The sequence below is a fragment of the Novosphingobium sp. PP1Y genome, assembly GCF_000253255.1.
GTDB lineage: Bacteria > Pseudomonadota > Alphaproteobacteria > Sphingomonadales > Sphingomonadaceae > Novosphingobium.
In genome coordinates this window covers 2,273,108-2,288,351 of record NC_015580.1, presented here as the reverse complement: position 1 = coordinate 2,288,351, position 15,244 = coordinate 2,273,108, and the positions used below count along the sequence as shown (strand labels likewise).

15 protein-coding genes are annotated in these 15,244 nt (G+C 64.2%); 11 read left to right on the top strand and 4 right to left on the bottom strand.

Annotation, left to right across the window (positions count from 1 at the left end; genetic code table 11):
* Positions 1-25: 25 nt before the first annotated feature.
* Complete coding sequence (locus tag PP1Y_RS16960) at positions 26-1,252, bottom strand: pyridoxal-dependent decarboxylase, exosortase A system-associated (protein ID WP_013833319.1); 1,227 nt, start codon at positions 1,250-1,252, stop codon at positions 26-28.
* Positions 1,249-2,775, bottom strand: coding sequence for an acyl-CoA ligase (AMP-forming), exosortase A system-associated (locus tag PP1Y_RS16955; protein ID WP_013833318.1), 1,527 nt, complete (start codon positions 2,773-2,775; stop codon positions 1,249-1,251). Before PP1Y_RS16955 ends, PP1Y_RS16960 begins: the two co-directional genes overlap by 4 nt.
* Before the next feature lie 39 nt (positions 2,776-2,814).
* On the opposite strand from PP1Y_RS16955, the gene PP1Y_RS16950 reads away from it, so the two are divergent.
* Genes PP1Y_RS16950 through PP1Y_RS16935 form a run of 4 tightly spaced genes read left to right on the top strand, consistent with a single transcriptional unit; the run spans position 2,815 to position 5,613 of the window.
* A complete protein-coding gene (locus PP1Y_RS16950; RefSeq protein ID WP_232512413.1) occupies positions 2,815-3,840 on the top strand; it encodes a GNAT family N-acetyltransferase in 1,026 nt (341 codons plus the stop codon).
* Between the two features lie 39 nt (positions 3,841-3,879).
* A complete protein-coding gene (locus PP1Y_RS16945; protein ID WP_007011125.1) occupies positions 3,880-4,143 on the top strand; it encodes an acyl carrier protein in 264 nt (87 codons plus the stop codon).
* A 7-nt stretch (positions 4,144-4,150) separates the two neighbouring features.
* Entirely contained in the window at positions 4,151-4,825 is a 675-nt protein-coding gene (locus PP1Y_RS16940) for a hypothetical protein (RefSeq protein WP_013833316.1), read from the top strand.
* Entirely contained in the window at positions 4,822-5,613 is a 792-nt protein-coding gene (locus tag PP1Y_RS16935) for a hydrolase 1, exosortase A system-associated (RefSeq protein ID WP_013833315.1), read from the top strand. The genes PP1Y_RS16940 and PP1Y_RS16935 overlap by 4 nt, the downstream gene beginning before the upstream one ends.
* A gap of 97 nt (positions 5,614-5,710) precedes the next feature.
* Here the strand turns inward: PP1Y_RS16935 and trxB are convergent, their stop codons facing one another.
* Entirely contained in the window at positions 5,711-6,682 is a 972-nt protein-coding gene (gene trxB / locus PP1Y_RS16930; protein WP_007011128.1) for a thioredoxin-disulfide reductase, read from the bottom strand.
* Positions 6,683-7,015: 333 nt separating this feature from the next.
* On the opposite strand from trxB, the gene PP1Y_RS16920 reads away from it, so the two are divergent.
* From PP1Y_RS16920 to PP1Y_RS16905, 4 genes are all read left to right on the top strand, one after another.
* The gene (locus tag PP1Y_RS16920) at positions 7,016-7,894 is read left to right on the top strand and encodes an alpha/beta fold hydrolase (protein WP_013833314.1); all 879 of its coding nucleotides are present in this window, start codon (positions 7,016-7,018) and stop codon (positions 7,892-7,894) included.
* Between the two features lie 216 nt (positions 7,895-8,110).
* Positions 8,111-9,220, top strand: coding sequence for an HlyD family secretion protein (locus tag PP1Y_RS16915; protein WP_013833313.1), 1,110 nt, complete (start codon positions 8,111-8,113; stop codon positions 9,218-9,220).
* Positions 9,221-9,244: 24 nt separating this feature from the next.
* A complete protein-coding gene (locus PP1Y_RS16910; RefSeq protein ID WP_013833312.1) occupies positions 9,245-10,786 on the top strand; it encodes an MDR family MFS transporter in 1,542 nt (513 codons plus the stop codon).
* A gap of 1 nt (position 10,787) precedes the next feature.
* On the top strand, positions 10,788-12,254 hold the full coding sequence (locus PP1Y_RS16905; protein ID WP_041558942.1) for an efflux transporter outer membrane subunit: 1,467 nt from the start codon (positions 10,788-10,790) through the stop codon (positions 12,252-12,254).
* A gap of 48 nt (positions 12,255-12,302) precedes the next feature.
* Here the strand turns inward: PP1Y_RS16905 and PP1Y_RS16900 are convergent, their stop codons facing one another.
* Positions 12,303-12,497 carry a hypothetical protein gene (locus tag PP1Y_RS16900; protein ID WP_041558941.1) on the bottom strand — a complete coding sequence of 65 codons (195 nt, stop codon included), beginning with the start codon at positions 12,495-12,497 and terminating at the stop codon, positions 12,303-12,305.
* 600 nt (positions 12,498-13,097) lie between these two features.
* Between PP1Y_RS16900 and modA the strand changes: the two genes are divergently transcribed.
* The 3 genes from modA to PP1Y_RS16885 are packed head-to-tail and all read left to right on the top strand — an operon-like array spanning position 13,098 to position 15,216.
* Positions 13,098-13,877, top strand: coding sequence for a molybdate ABC transporter substrate-binding protein (gene modA / locus PP1Y_RS16895; protein ID WP_041558940.1), 780 nt, complete (start codon positions 13,098-13,100; stop codon positions 13,875-13,877).
* Between the two features lie 12 nt (positions 13,878-13,889).
* On the top strand, positions 13,890-14,591 hold the full coding sequence (modB, locus tag PP1Y_RS16890; protein WP_007011135.1) for a molybdate ABC transporter permease subunit: 702 nt from the start codon (positions 13,890-13,892) through the stop codon (positions 14,589-14,591).
* Positions 14,581-15,216, top strand: coding sequence for a molybdenum ABC transporter ATP-binding protein (locus PP1Y_RS16885; RefSeq protein WP_007011136.1), 636 nt, complete (start codon positions 14,581-14,583; stop codon positions 15,214-15,216). The genes modB and PP1Y_RS16885 overlap by 11 nt, the downstream gene beginning before the upstream one ends.
* Positions 15,217-15,244: the final 28 nt, after the last annotated feature.

Below are 15,244 nucleotides of genomic sequence, written 5' to 3'. Positions count from 1 at the left end.
AAATGCCTAAATCCTTACGGCTTTTTCAGACCAGCAGTTCGCGGGCCGGTCCCTGCCCCAGGAAATTCGCCGGACTGGCGCTGGCACCATAAGCCCCGGCACAGAACACCGCCACGAGATCGCCAACCTCGGCGCGCGGGAACCCGCCCTTGTCCGCCAGTTTGTCGAGCGGCGTGCACAGGCAACCGACAATGGACGCCTCTTCCTCGACCTCGGCTCCGAAGCGCGTGGCTATCGCCGAGGGATAGTTGCGGCGCACAACGGTTCCGAAATTTCCCGAGGCCGCGAGCTGGTGATGCAACCCGCCATCGGTGATCAGAAAAACTTCGCCGTGGCTGACCTTCCGGTCGACGATGCGGGCAATGTAAACACCTGATTCGCCCACGAGATATCTGCCCAGCTCGATGCAGAAATGCGTTTCGCGCAAGGTGTCCGGGAGGTTCTCGAAGCGCTCGGCCAGCCGCTCGCCGATGAGCGAAATGTCCAGTGCTTCGTCTCCCGGAAAATAGGGGATACCGAAGCCGCCGCCGAGATTGCAGTGCGGCAGAGGCGCTCCGCTTTCATCGGCAAGACGCGCCGCAAGGTCGAGGGTCTGGCCCTGGGTCTCTGCAATCGCCTCGGCGGAAAGCGCCTGGCTGCCAGCGAATATGTGAAAGCCGCGCCATTCGGCGCCGCTGGCGATGACTTCGCGCACGAGCGCGGGAACCCGCTCGGCATCGAGCCCGAAAGGCTTGGCGCCGCCGCCCATCTTCATGCCCGAACCCTTGAGGTCGAAATTGGGGTTCACCCGGATCGCCAGCCGCGGCGTCACGCCCAGCTGCCCGGCGATTGCCAGCGCCCGCGCAGCCTCGCCCTCGGATTCGAGATTGAGCGTCACCCCGGCCATAATCGCCGCTTCCAGCTCGGCATCGCGTTTGCCGGGGCCTGCGAAGCTCACCTTGTCGAGCGCAATCCCGGCACCGCGCACGATCTCCAGCTCACCGCCCGAGGCAATGTCGAAGCCGTCGACAAGACCGGACATCGCCGAGAGCAGCGGCGCGAAGGGATTGGCCTTCACCGCGTAATGCAGCGACAGCCGCCCCGGCATCGCGGCGCGCAGGGCCGCGACCCGTTCGCGCACCCGGTCGGCGGAATAGAGGAACAGCGGGGTTCCACCGGCCTCTTCCACCCAATGCGTCACCGGCTTGCCGCCCATCGCCAGAACGCCGTCAATGGAGGTGAACCCGGCCGGGATCGGTCCGAGCGCCTTCATGCCGCAAGCTCCGCCTGCAGACCGGTGCGGTCGATCTTGCCATTGGGACCGATCGGCATGGCATCGCGCCAGTGAATGACCTTGGGCTGCATGAAATTCGGCAGTTCCTGCATGAGTTTACGGGGCAATTCCTGTTCGGGGTTTTCGGCGCCGGGGGCCATCCGGACGATCAGGTGGACCGCCTGTCCCAGCCGTTCGTCGGCCAGGCCCAGCGCGACCGCCTCGGCGACGAGGCCAGTGGCGAGCGCGGCTTCCTCGATTTCCTGCGGGCTGATGCGGTTGCCCGCGCTCTTGATCATCGCATCGCGCCGCCCGACGAAGTAGAGCAGCCCGTCCGCCTCGCGCCGCACCCGGTCACCCGACCAGACGGCAATTCCGCCATAAGCGGAGCTCGCGGGCGCCGGCCTGTAGCGTTCGGCGGTACGTTCCGGGTCCTGCCAGTAGCCCTGGGCGACGAGCGGCCCGCAGTGAACCAGTTCCCCCTCCTCACTGTCGGCTGCCGGTTCGCCCGCATCGTTGATGACGAGAATCTCGGCATGGGGGATCGCCTTGCCCATCGAGGTGGGATGGCTATCGACCAGGGCGGGATCGAGATAGGTCGAGCGGAACGCTTCGGTCAGGCCGTACATCGGGAAAAGCCGCGCCTGCGGGAACAGCGCCCGCAAGCGCCGCACCAGATCCACGGTGAGTGCACCCCCGCTGTTGGTCAGGCGGCGCAGCTTGCCGGCAGTCTCTTCCGGCCAGTCGAGTTCGCAGACCTGCACCCACAGCGGCGGTACGGCGGCCAGGGTGGTAATGCCGTGGCGCTCCACCGCTTTCACCAGATCGCGCGGCAGCAGGTAGTCGAGCGGGACGACGCAGCCGCCCGCATACCATGTCGAAAGCAACTGGTTCTGCCCGTAATCGAAGGACAGCGGCAAGACCGCCAACGTGCGGTCGTCACCTGCAAGATCCAGATAATCGGCCACGGCCTCGGCCCCGAGCCACATGTTGGCATGGCTGAGCATAACGCCCTTGGGCCGCCCCGTGGATCCGCTGGTGTAGAGGATCGCCGCCAGCGCATCGGGATTGGCATCCGACAAGCCCACATCGCCGCCGAGGTCCGTCGCTGCGGCGAGGGCCGCAGGCTCCTCGACCACGCGGCAATGCCCGGGGACATCGGCCTCGCCCAGGGTTTTCAGGCGCGCGGGCGTACCGATCAGCATGGCGGCGCCGCTGTCGGCCAGGATATGCGCGACCTGTGCGTGCTTGAGCAACGGATTGACCGGCACATGCACCAGCCCGGCACGGGCTGCCGCGAGCGGCAACAGGCAGGTCAGTTCGCCCTTGGCCGCCCAACTCGCCACGCGCGCGCCTGCCTGCGGCACTTCCCGCGCCAGCCAGGCGGCCAGGCGGGAGACACGCGTTCTTAAGTCCTTGTAGTTAAGAACGCCCTCGCGCAGCACGAGGGCATCGGCCGTATCGTCCCCGCGAAGGACGAGATGGTCGAGCGGAAGGACCCTGTTTTCGCTCTTGCCGCGCATTGTGGTGGAACTGCTCCCGAGAGGCTTTTGGAAGGTGTCGTGGTAAAGATCGAATATCACTCCGATCTTAAGGAACTGCAATCCGATGCGCAGCTTGCAAGGCTGCTCTCGGCGGAGTGCCAGTCCGCGCCGTTCGATCGCCTTGCATGGTGGGAAGCGCTTGGCAAGCATTGTGCCATCGCGCCGCTGCTCGCTGTTGCGCGCGAAGGAGACGCCGTCGCCGTCCTGCCGCTCACCGGCGATGGCGGCCACCTTTCGGCACTGGCGAACTGGTACACTTTCCGGTTTCGCCCGGTGGTTTCGCACCCCCCGCAAGCCGAAGTCCTGCTCGCGCAGCTGGCCCGCGATCTGGCCGCAAAGGCGCGCCGCCTGACGCTTGCCGGCCTGCCCGAGGAAGACGGCACTGCATCGCGCATCGAATCAGCCTTTCGCAGGGCCGGTTGGCTGGTCATGCGCGAAGCCAGCGACACAAATCATGTCCTCGAAGTGTCTGGCCGCAGCTTTGACGACTATATCGCCGGGCGTCCCGGCAAGCTGCGTACGACGCTCAAGCGCAAGACAAGGAAAGTCGCGGTCGAGATCATCACCCGTTTCGATGCGCAGGCATGGGAGCAGTACGAGGCGATCTATGCCGAGAGCTGGAAGCCGGAAGAAGGCTCTCCGGACTTCCTGCGGGCCTTTGCCAAGTCCGAGGGCGAAGCAGGCCGCCTGCGCCTTGGTATTGCCAGGGCCGCCGACGATCCCCAAGGCCCGGCCATCGCAGCGCAGATGTGGACGGTCGAGGGCGGCACGGCCTTCATTCACAAGCTGGCGCACCGCGAGAGCGCCAGGCCGCTATCCCCCGGTTCGATCCTCAGCGCAGCGCTGCTGCGTCATGTCATCGAGGTCGACCGGGTTGCGCTGGTGGACTTCGGCACCGGCGACGATCCCTACAAGCGCGACTGGATGGAACAGGTGCGGCCACGATATCGACTGGACATGTTTCGCCCGCTCGATCCGCACAACTGGCTCATCGTGGCACGGATCGGCCTGCGACGCCTTGCCGCAAGTGCGAAGGGCGGCTAGAGCCGCAGGCCAAAGTGAAAGGCTTTTGTTGAGGGGGCCATGCAAGACGATACCGACCTGCTGCTGCGTCGCATCCTGACGGATGTGCTCGGACTCGCGCAGGGCCAGGCCGACACGTTCGATGCCGAAACCGGCTTGTTCGGCCACCTGCCTGAACTCGATTCGATGGCGGTCGCCGGGCTCCTGACCGAAATCGAGGATCGCCTCGACATCGTGATCGAAGACGACGAGATCGACGGCGAAATGCTCGAGACGTTCGGCGGCCTGCTCGAATTCACCAAGTCCAAGCGCGCCGAGGCCTGATCTGGCGGTGACACCGGCGAGCTGGCCCTGTCCGCTGCCCGCCGGCGGCTTCGTCAATGAACTCGCCCTCTGCTTCGATCGCAACCGCGCCGCGCGGTTGCTGATTGTCCCGGCGTTGTTCGACGAGGGCAACAAGCTGCGCCGCGTGACAGTGGAAACGATGCGCCGTCTCGATGCGGCCGGGATCGACTGCATCCTGCCGGACCTGCCCGGTTGCAACGAAAGCCTCCAGCCGCTCGACCGGCAGACGCCCGAAGTCTGGCGCAGCGCGATGGACGCTGCCGCCACGCAGTTTCGCGCAACGCACGTGATGGGCATTCGCGGCGGCTGCATGTTCACGCCACAAGGCCTTCCAGGCTGGCATTACGCCCCGATGAAGGCCGCCTCGATCCTTCGCCAGATGCTGCGCGCGCGAATTCTTGCCAGCCGCGAGGCTGGACGTGAGGAAAACCGCGAAGACCTGACCCTGCTAGCCAGGGAGCAAGGCATAGAAATTGCCGGCTATCCCCTCTCGCCCGAATTCTGGCGCGAGTTCGAGCCAATGATCGCTTCGCAGAACGCCAGAGTGATCGAGCAGGCCGAGGTCGGCGGCAGCGGCCTTTGGCTTCGCGCTGAACCGGATGAAGCGCCCGAGCAGGCCGACGCGCTTGCCGCGATCCTTACCTGGGGCGTCACGGGATGAACCGGCGCCATTTCCTGTTCGATTGCGAAGGCGTCCAGCTAGCCGCGACACTGGACGATGGAGCTGCAACAGTCGGCCTGCTTCTTGTCAGCGGCGGCAACGAAGTGCGCGCCGGAGCATGGAACGGACAGGCAAAATTCGCCGCCCGGATTGCCGCCCAAGGTTATCCCGTCATGCGTTTCGACCGCCGAGGCGTGGGGGACAGCGAGGGCGAGAACGGCGAATTCCGTTCCAGCGCGCCCGACATAGCTTCTGCGCTCACTGCATTTCGCCGCGAATGCCCGCAGCTCACCAAGATCGTCGCCTTCGGGAATTGCGATGCCGCCAGTGCATTGATGCTGTCGTGCGGCATGGGCATAGGCGCCGGCATCGACGCGATGGTGCTTTCCAACCCGTGGACGATAGAGGACGATGCACAGGAGGAACCCGCCGAAGTGGTCCGCGACCACTATCGTCGCCGTCTCACCGATCCTGCCGCAATCCGCCGCCTGCTGACCGGCAAAGTCTCGATCGGCAAGCTCTTGCGCAGCCTCCTGTCGGCCGCGCGCCCTGCACCGACCGAGCTATCCGGCCTCGCCGCCGAGATGGCCGAGGGTATTGCGGCCTATCCGGGCCGCATTCGTTTCCTCGTCGCCGCGCGCGACAGGACCGGGCAGGCGTTCCTTGCAAGATGGGACAAGTCCGACACTCGCATGCAGGTATGCCCCGATGCGACCCACAGCTACGTCGAAGCCCACGCCCAGGACTGGCTGGTGGCGCAGGTTATCGACGTGCTGGTGGCAGCCTGACAGCTGCAAAGGTGCCGAATCGACGCGGCCCTGGTGCCAGTCTGGAAATCCTCCCCACTTTCCGCGAAGGAAGCGGAGAGGATTGTCCGGGAACGTCTCAGGCCTCGACCTTGGCCGACTCGGCAAATTCCTTTTCGGCAAGGAAGCGTTCGGCATCGAGCGCGGCCATGCAGCCGGTGCCCGCAGCGGTAATCGCCTGACGATATACATGGTCCATCACGTCGCCGCAGGCGAAAACGCCCGGGACGTCGGTCTTGGGCGTGCCGGGCTCGACGAGCAGGTAGCCCGACTCGTCCATGGCAAGCTGGCCCTTGAACAGCTCGGTCGCCGGGGCGTGGCCGATGGCAACGAAGGCGCCTTCGGTCTCGATCTCGCTCTCCTCGCCGGTCACCGTATCGATCAGCTTGAGCGCCCGCAGGCCGCCGCCCTCGCCGCCGCCCAGGAAGCTGTCGACGCGCTTGTTCCACACGACGTTGATCTTGGGATGCGCGAAGAGCCGGTCCTGCAGGATCTTCTCGGCGCGCAGCGAATCGCGGCGGTGGATCAGGGTGACGTCATCTGAATGGTTGGTGAGGTAGAGCGCTTCCTCCACGGCGGTGTTGCCGCCGCCGATGACCACGACCTTCTTACCGCGATAGAAGAAGCCGTCGCAGGTGGCGCAGGCCGAAACGCCCTTGCCCGAGAGTTCCTGCTCGCCGGGAACGCCGAGCCAGCGCGCCTGCGCACCGGTGGCGATGACAAGCGTGTCACCCTCGTAAACATCGCCGCTATCGCCCTGCGCGGTGAACTTGTCGCCCGAAAGATCGACCGAGGTGATCGTATCCCACATCATGCGCGTGCCGACGTGTTCGGCCTGGGCCTGCATTTCCTGCATCAACCACGGACCCTGGATGACTTCACGGAAACCGGGATAATTCTCGACATCGGTGGTGATGGTGAGCTGGCCGCCGGGCTGGAGGCCCTGCACCACGATCGGCTCCATGCCTGCGCGGGCACCGTAGATCGCGGCAGAAAGTCCGGCCGGACCGGAACCGATAATGAGCATGCGGGTCTTGTGCGTCGTCGCCACGTCTAACCTCTTGTGTGAAACCTGCGCGTAAAGCTTTTCGCTGCCGGAGATAGGGGCAAGCGGGCCGCTTTGCCAAGCATGAGCGCGGCAAGGATTAGTTTCATCCCCGCAAATGCAAGCATCCTGCGCGCCCAGTCGATCCAGCGACTGGTCTGGGCCCGTCAATCCTTCAGGCGCGATTCGGTCGGTCCGAATGGGGGACTTCCGAATCGCGGGGATACGACAGAAAGTGCCGGATCGACCGGCAGTTTTCCCGGCGAACGTTTCCTGTGACCACGCCCGCGGAATCGTGAGACCAATTGACCTTCAGCCCCTCCCGATCCACTTGAAGGCATGGAAAGCCTGCTTGGACCCACGTCGAACCGCTTCGTCTCGCAACGCCTGCGCCTGCACTACGTGGACTGGGGCAATCCCGAGGCACCGCCGCTGATCCTGCAGCACGGGGGGCGCGATCATTGCCGCAGTTGGGACTGGGTGGCGGAGGAGCTGCGCCACGACTGGCACGTCATCTGTCCGGACCTGCGCGGTCATGGCGACAGCGAGTGGTCACCTGAAGGCAACTACGCGATGGACGCTTTTGTCTACGATTTCGCGCAGCTGATCCACACCTTGGGCTATGACAAGGTGACGATCATGGCCCATTCGCTTGGCGCCAACATCGCCACACGCTTCACCGGGCTCTATCCGGAAAAAGTCGAGAAGTTCGTCAATATCGAGGGACTGGGGCCCAATCTCGAAGAACGACGCAAGATGCTGGGCGAGTGCTCGTCCGACCGGCTGCGCGACTGGATTTCGAAGAAGCGCTCGGCTGCTGCACGCACCCCGCGCAAGTACCCGACCCTGCGGGCTGCCTACGAACGCATGAAGTCGGAAAATTCCTTTCTCACGGTCGAACAGGCGCGGCACCTCACCATCCATGGCGCGAGCCGCAACGAGGATGGCACCTGGAGCTGGAAATTCGACAACTACCTCAACGTCTGGCCGGTGGTGGACCTTCCTGGCGAACACGTGATCGCCTTGTGGGAGGCAATCACCTGTCCGATTCTCATGCTTTGGGGGAAGGACAGTTTTGCTTCGAGCCCTGCCCTCGATGGCCGCATGGACCATTTCCCATCCGCGCGCCTGATCGAGTACGACGATGCCGGACATTGGCTGCACCATGACCAGTTCGACCGGTTCATGCGCGACGTGAGGGCTTTCCTCACCGCCTGAGCGCCCGCTGCGAATTCGCTGTCGCAGCCCTGAAAGAGCCGCAAAACAATTGACGAGACCGGGCAAATTTCCGGTCCGATCGATCGTGCCCGTGCACAAAGCAGCGCACCATAGGGCCGTAAATGCCAGCGATGGTATCCAGATTCTCCGATCTTCCTGTTGCAGATACTATCCATGCTTAGTATGAGCTTGCTGCAAATCGACACAGGAAGTCGCATGAACGCGCAAAGCACCATTCCAGCCGCCAGCGAAATCGACCCGGTCATCACGCCCCGCAAGCGCAGCCGCCGTACCATCCTGATGATCGCCGGGCCGGCGATCATCCTGCTGATCGCACTGGTCGTATATCTCTGGAGCGGCCGTTACGAATCGACCGACAACGCATCGCTGCAAACCGGCATGGTAGCCATCAGCCCGAGCATTTCAGGCAAGGTCACCTCGATAGAGGTGAAGGAAAACCAGCACGTCAAGAAAGGCGATGTCCTGTTCCGGATCGAGTCCAACAGCTTGAAGGCCGCGGTCGCCGAAGCCGAGGCGGCTCTGGCCACGGCGCGCACCGATGTGCGTTCGCGCCAGGCCGATTATCGCGAAGCACTGTCGCAAGTCAGCGCGGCCCAGGCGCGCTACGATTTCGCGACCAGCGAGTCCGCTCGCCAGAAATCGCTCGTGGCAGAAGGGATTTCTTCGAGAGCCCAGTTCGATGAAGCAACGACCGTCATGCGCACCGCGCGCGATGCGATTGCCGCGGCGAAAGCAAAGGCAGACAGCCTGCGCGCCGAGCTTTCGGGTCAGGTGGAAGGTTCGATCGACAGCCAACCCGACGTGCGCAAGGCCGCCGCACAACTGGCCCGGGCGCGGATCAATCTGAACGATGCCGTAGTGCGCGCGCCGCAGGATGGCGTCGTGACCCGCGTGAACCAGCTTCAGGTCGGCAACTACGTTTTGCCGGGCCGACCGGTCTTCATGATGACCGGGCTGCGATACTGGGTCCAGGCGAACTTCAAGGAAGACCAGTTGCGCTACATGCGCGTGGGTCAGCCGGTCACGATCACGATCGACGCATTTCCCAGCCTGGAATTGCACGGTCGCGTCGAGAGCTTCAGCCCGGGTACCGGCTCCAGCTTTTCCGTCCTCCCGGCCGACAATGCGACGGGCAACTGGATCAAGGTGGTCCAGCGCTTACCCGTCCAGATCGCCATCGACGATGTGCCCGAGGGCCTGCCGCTCGGTGCCGGGTTGAGCGCCGATGTCGAAGTCGACACCGGTCACGAACGTCACCTCTTCAGCGCCGACAGCCCGCCCGCCGCCCCCGGCGGCAAGCAGTAGGCGCGGCGCAGGATCGTCCCCGTCGTGAGCTCGGAACAGCCCATCCAGTATCCTTCGCCGGCGCGGCGCCTGCTCATCACGATACCGTCGATGATTGCCTCGACGATGGTCTTCGTGGACGTCACGATCGCCAACGTCGCACTTCCCCACATGCAGGCCAGCCTTTCGGCTTCGCAGGAGCAGGTGCTGTGGGTGCTGACGTCCTATCTCGTGGCGGGCGCTATCGCGACGCCGCTGAGCGGCTGGCTCGCCGGACGTGTAGGCCGCAAGAACGTCATGCTTTTTTCGGTCGGCGGCTTCACGCTGGCCTCGATGCTCTGCGGCCTGTCGACCGACCTCGGCACGATCGTTTTCGCCCGCTTCCTGCAAGGCAGCTGCGGAGCTGCGCTCGTACCGCTCAGTCAGGCGATCCTCCTCGATATCAATCCACCGAAGGACCACGCCAAGGCCATGGCGATCTTTACGATCGGCTCCCTCGCCGGTCCGATCATCGGTCCGACCCTTGGCGGCTATCTCACCGACACCCTGAGCTGGCGCTGGGTTTTCTTCATCAACGTTCCCTTCGGCATTCTGGCCTTTATCGGCATGCTCGTTTTCCTGGGGCGCCGACACAATCGGGATTGCCCGCCTTTCGACAAGTTCGGATTCCTGACGATATCCATCGCACTGGCTGCCCTGCAGCTCCTGCTCGACCGCGGCGAACATCTCGACTGGTTCGATTCGGATGAAATCAGGATCTACGGCCTCATCCTTATCATCGCGCTCTATCTGGCGGCCATCCATCTGGCGACGAGCCCGAATCCCTTCCTTCGCCCCGAACTGTTCAAGGATCGCAATTTCACGGTCAGCGTTCTGGTCAACACCATCCTCGGCATGGTGACATTCGCCTCGATGCCGATGATCGTGGTCATGACCCAGTCGCTCCTTGGCTATTCCGCAATGCAGACAGGTCTGGTCAGCTTGCCGCGCACCTTAGGCGCCTTGATTGCGATGATCGCCGTAACGCGACTGGTCGCAATGTTCGAGGCCCGATTCCTGCTGCTGGCAGGCATGATCATCATGTGCATCGGCATGCTGATGTATTCGAACATCGATCTTTTCGTCGATGAGCGCACGCTGGTGGTGACCGGCTTCGTGCTGGGTCTGGGAAGTGGCCTGATGTTCGTTCCGCTCTCGGTCGTGGCATTCTCGACACTGCAGGCGCGGCTTCGCAACGAAGGTACGGCGATGTACGCGTTGACCCGCAATATCGGCAATGCCGTGGGCATTTCGCTACTGCAGTTTCAATACAGCCACTTCGCCGCGCAATCGCAAGACAGCCTTGTCCAGGGCGTCAGGCCAGACAATCCGATCATGCAATACACGCGGCCCGATTTCGACTTCAATTCGGTGGCGGCCCTGAGCGGCATGAAAGCGCAGATCATGCGGCAAGCCGCCATGGTCGGCGACATCTCTGTCTATCATCTGATTTTTTTGGCCTCGATCGCCACAATGCCACTCATCCTGCTCATGCGCGGCCGCAAGGCCGACAAAGTAGACCCGGCAACGCTTCCGCATGGGGAATGACATGAAACGCAAGATCGCCGTCCTGCTCCCGCTTTGCCTGGCAGGCGCCTGCACGAGCATCGGCCCCGATTTCACCCGCCCCGCAGCACCGTCGGCCGAAGCCGGCTATGCAAGCGACGGCGAAGGACGCGCCGAACTCGCCGCAGGGCCGCAGCTGCAATGGTGGAAGGCTTTCCAGTCGCATCGCCTCGACGCGCTCGTCGCACAGGCCATGAGCGGAAATCACAGCCTTGCAGCCAGCCGGGCTACTCTGGAAAAGGCGCGCCAGCGCATTGCCGCGGTGGCGGGTCACTCGCTGCCGCAGGTCGATGCCGATGCCCGCGCCGAATACCAGAAGGTCAACCTCTCTGCCTTCGGCCTTTCCGATCGCTTCGGTTCAGGCGGGATCAAAAACCCGGAATTCGACCTCTACACGCTGGGCGCAGGCGTCCGCTACGATCTCGATCTGTTTGGGCGCAACCGCCGCGCGCTGGAGCAGGCCGCTGCGCAGGCCGAAGCGCAGGAACGCGCCACCGAGGCCGCGCACCTGGTGATTGCCGGGCGCGTCGTCACCCAGGTCCTGGCAATCGCCGCGCTGAACGACACGATCGCCACACAGAACCGCCTGCTTGTGGAAGACGAGCGCAATCTCGACCTGACCCGCAAGCGCCGGGATGCAGGTTCGGGGACGCTCGTCGAAGTGCTGAGCGCGCAAGGCCAGCTGGCTGGCGACCGGGCGAGTCTTCCCTCGCTCGAACAGGAGCTGGCGCAAGGCCGCGCCATGTTGGCGGTATTGCTGGGCCTTTCTCCGGCGCAGCTCGGACCAACCGAATTCAGCCTCGACGACTTTGCCCTGCCGGACAACATCCCGGTCGCGCTGCCCTCCAATCTGGTTCGCAAGCGCCCCGATATCCTGGAAGCGGAAGCGCGGCTCCACGCGGCGGTTGCCGCCGTCGGCGTCGCCACAGCCGACCTCTATCCCGACATCACGCTGGGCGCCTCGATCACGCAGTCGACCTCGGAGCCCGACCGGATCACCAGCACCAAGTTCAATGCCTTCGACATCTTCGCCGGCCTGACCGCACCAATCTTTCACGGCGGCACACTCAAGGCAAACAAGCGTGGCGCGGAAGCAGAAGCACAGGCAGCCGCTGCACAATATCGCGAAGTCGTGACCGAAGCTTTCGGCCAGGTGTCCGGCCTCCTGTCTGCCTTGGGCAATGACGGCCGCGAACTGGCCGCGCGCGCCGATGCAGCGCAGATAGCGGACCGTTCGCTGCACCTGTCACGGCGCAGTTTCGAAGTCGGCAACAGCGGCGTGCTGCAGGTTCTCGACGCAAACCGCACGTTCCAGCGGGCCAATCTGGCCCTGCTGGAAGCCCGGACCAGTCAGTACCAGAACGTGGCGCGCCTCTACGCCGCAACGGCAGGCGGCTGGTTATCCGACACGTCCCAAGACGTCCAAAGCACAGAGGCGCCTACCGGCTGATGCCGGTGGCGCCTCCTAGATCCGAAACCGGCCTCGAACGGCGGCCGATCAGCCCAGCAGGAAATATCCCAGCGCGGCCCAGCACGCCATGCAGAGCGCAATGGCCAGTACCAGCCCGCGTGCATCGTGTTCGCTCTCGCCTTCCATGTCGTCCGGCGCGGAACACGCGAAGCGGCTGGCCCGCCCGCTCTTGCGGTCGTTCCCGGCTTCGAATCCCATAAATCTCTCGTCTGCGACCTTCATTCAGCATCCCCATCCACACGGTCGGCGGCTCCAATTTGCCAACCTTGCGATCCGTCATTGAATTGAGCGGATCGATATTGCCCCCAAGTGCGCCCGGACCTTGTTAATATTGTTGATCCGGTCCCGGGCAACGCTTCGTTTATAACAGAGACGCCCGGAATTTACCAGAACTTGCCGAATGGAACCTTGACGTTTCATATCGAGAGGCTTGGCCCTAAGAAAATTTCGAGGACTGGGCATTTCGTTCCAGCCCCGCCACACAAACCTGCAAGTCGCTAACCTGAGTTAACGCAATACAGCAACAGGGGCTCGTGGCCGAATTGGCTGCATTTGCACTTGGCGACCGCCGTCCAGTTCGTCCCGGTGCCGCAAGGCAATAAAACCCCGCGGGACAAAGTCGATCACACGCAGGCCGAGCTATTCAGGGAACGCCTTTTCCCAACCAGTTCCGAAAATTGCCCAAGTCCCCGGCAGGACTGGCGCGAATCGCGAAAATCGTCCCGGCGTCCGGCAGCTCCTCGTTTCGCTCCCCCAAGGGCGCCCTTGCCATTCGGGCCACGCCATATATCATCGTATATAGCACCAGCGGAGCCCCCCGAATTGACTGCCTTCTCCCGCCTGATCGGCCTGATCCTCTCTTTCGCCCTGCTTTTGGCAGCACCGCTTGCCCATGCCGCAGGCGGCAGGACCGGGCCACTCGTACTGGCCGCGGCCAGTCTGCAGGAAGCCATGAACGCCGCGGCAGACGGCTGGGCGACCAAGGGGCATGCCCGCCCGCGGATCTCATTTGCCGGCACTTCCGCCCTCGCCCGCCAGATCGAGGCCGGCGCACAGGCGGACCTGTTCGTCTCGGCAGACGAGGCCTGGATGGACGAAGTGCAAAAGAAGGGCTTTCTGCGCCCTCGCACGCGCGTTTCCTTCCTGCGCAACGTCCTCGTGATCGCCGCCCCGCGCAGCAGCTCGCTCAAGATCGCAGTCGGTCCCGGTTTCGCTCTAGACAAGGCTCTGGGCAATGGCCGCCTCGCCATAGCCGACCCGCGCGGCGTGCCGGCCGGAATCTATGCGAGACAGGCCCTAACCCGTCTCGGCGTCTGGAACTCGGTTTCCCGCAAGCTCGCCCCGGCGGAAAACGTGCGCGCGGCTCTGGCCCTCGTCAGCCGAGGAGCCGCCCCGCTGGGCATCGTCTATGCCACCGACGTGCAGGCCGACCCGAAAGTGCGGGCCGTCGGTACGTTCCCGATCACCTCGCATGATCCGATCAGCTATCCGGTCGCGATCCTCAAGACCTCCCGCGATCCCGATGCCGAGAACTTCCGCCGGTTCCTCCTGTCCGGCGAAGGCAAGGCGATCTTCCGCCGCTTCGGTTTCGGCACGCAGTAAGCCCTTCGCCTCATGACCGCACTCAGCCCGCAAGAGTGGGAAGTCCTGCTGCTTTCCCTGAAAGTCAGCACGGTAGCGATCCTGGCGGTCCTGCCGCTCGCCTTCGCGCTGGCATGGGTGCTGGCGCGCTGGCGCTTTCCCGGCAAGGTCCTCGTCGATGCCCTGGTCCACCTGCCGCTGGTCTTGCCGCCGGTCGTGACAGGCTGGCTGCTGCTGCTCGCCTTTGGCACCAATGCCCCGCTGGGCCGGTTCTTCTCCGAATATCTGGGACTGACCTTCCTGTTCCGCTGGACCGGCGCGGCGCTCGCCGCCGCAGTCATGGCGCTGCCATTGATGGTGCGCGCCATGCGCCTTTCGCTCGAAGCGGTGGACACCCGCCTGGAAAGCGCCGCACGCACGCTGGGGGCCAGCCGCTTGCGCACGTTCGCCTCGATCACCCTGCCGCTGGCGTCCTCAGGCATTCTTGCCGGCCTCGTCCTCGGCCTCGCACGCTCGGTGGGCGAGTTCGGCGCGACGATAACTTTCGCATCGAACATTCCCGGCGAGACACAGACGCTTCCGCTGGCCATCTACAGCGCGCTCCAGATCCCGGGATCCGAACTGCAGGTCGTGCGCCTCGCGGTCCTGTCGGTCCTGCTTTCGATCGGTGCGCTGGTCCTGTCCGAATGGCTCGCGCGGCGTAGCGGCCAGGGAAAGGTGCGCCATGTCCTTTGACATCGACGTGACCATCCGGCGCGGTTCTTCCCACCTGACCTACACCTTCGAGACCGGCAAGGGCCTGACCGCGCTGTTCGGACCTTCGGGCGCGGGCAAGACGAGCCTGCTTGACGCAATTGCAGGTCTCGTACGTCCCGCATCGGGCCGCATCGCGGTTTCCGGCACAGTCCTGTTCGACAAGGACAAGCGCATCGATATGCGCCCTGAACAGCGCCGCTGCGGCTATGTGTTCCAGGACCTGCGCCTCTTCCCGCACAAGTCCGTACGCGCGAACCTTGAGTTCGGCTGGAGGCTTGCCGCGCATCACGAGCGCTGGCTCTCGTTCGAGACTGCGCTGGATTTCCTCGGGATCGGCCACCTGCTCGGCCGCATGCCCGCGACACTATCGGGAGGCGAGGCCCAGCGCGTGGCGATCGGCAGGGCCCTGCTGTCCGGCCCGCGCTTCCTGCTCCTCGACGAACCGCTCGCCTCGGTCGACGCGGAAAGGCGCGGAGAAATCCTGCGCCTAATCGAGCGGGTACGCGACGAACTGGCGCTGCCGATACTCTACGTGAGCCATGACCGGCCCGAAGTGGAGCGGCTGGCTGACCGGATCATTCCGGTTGAGGGTGTCGAGGCCTGATCAGGGGCCTTCTGCAGGCGTCGCGTGC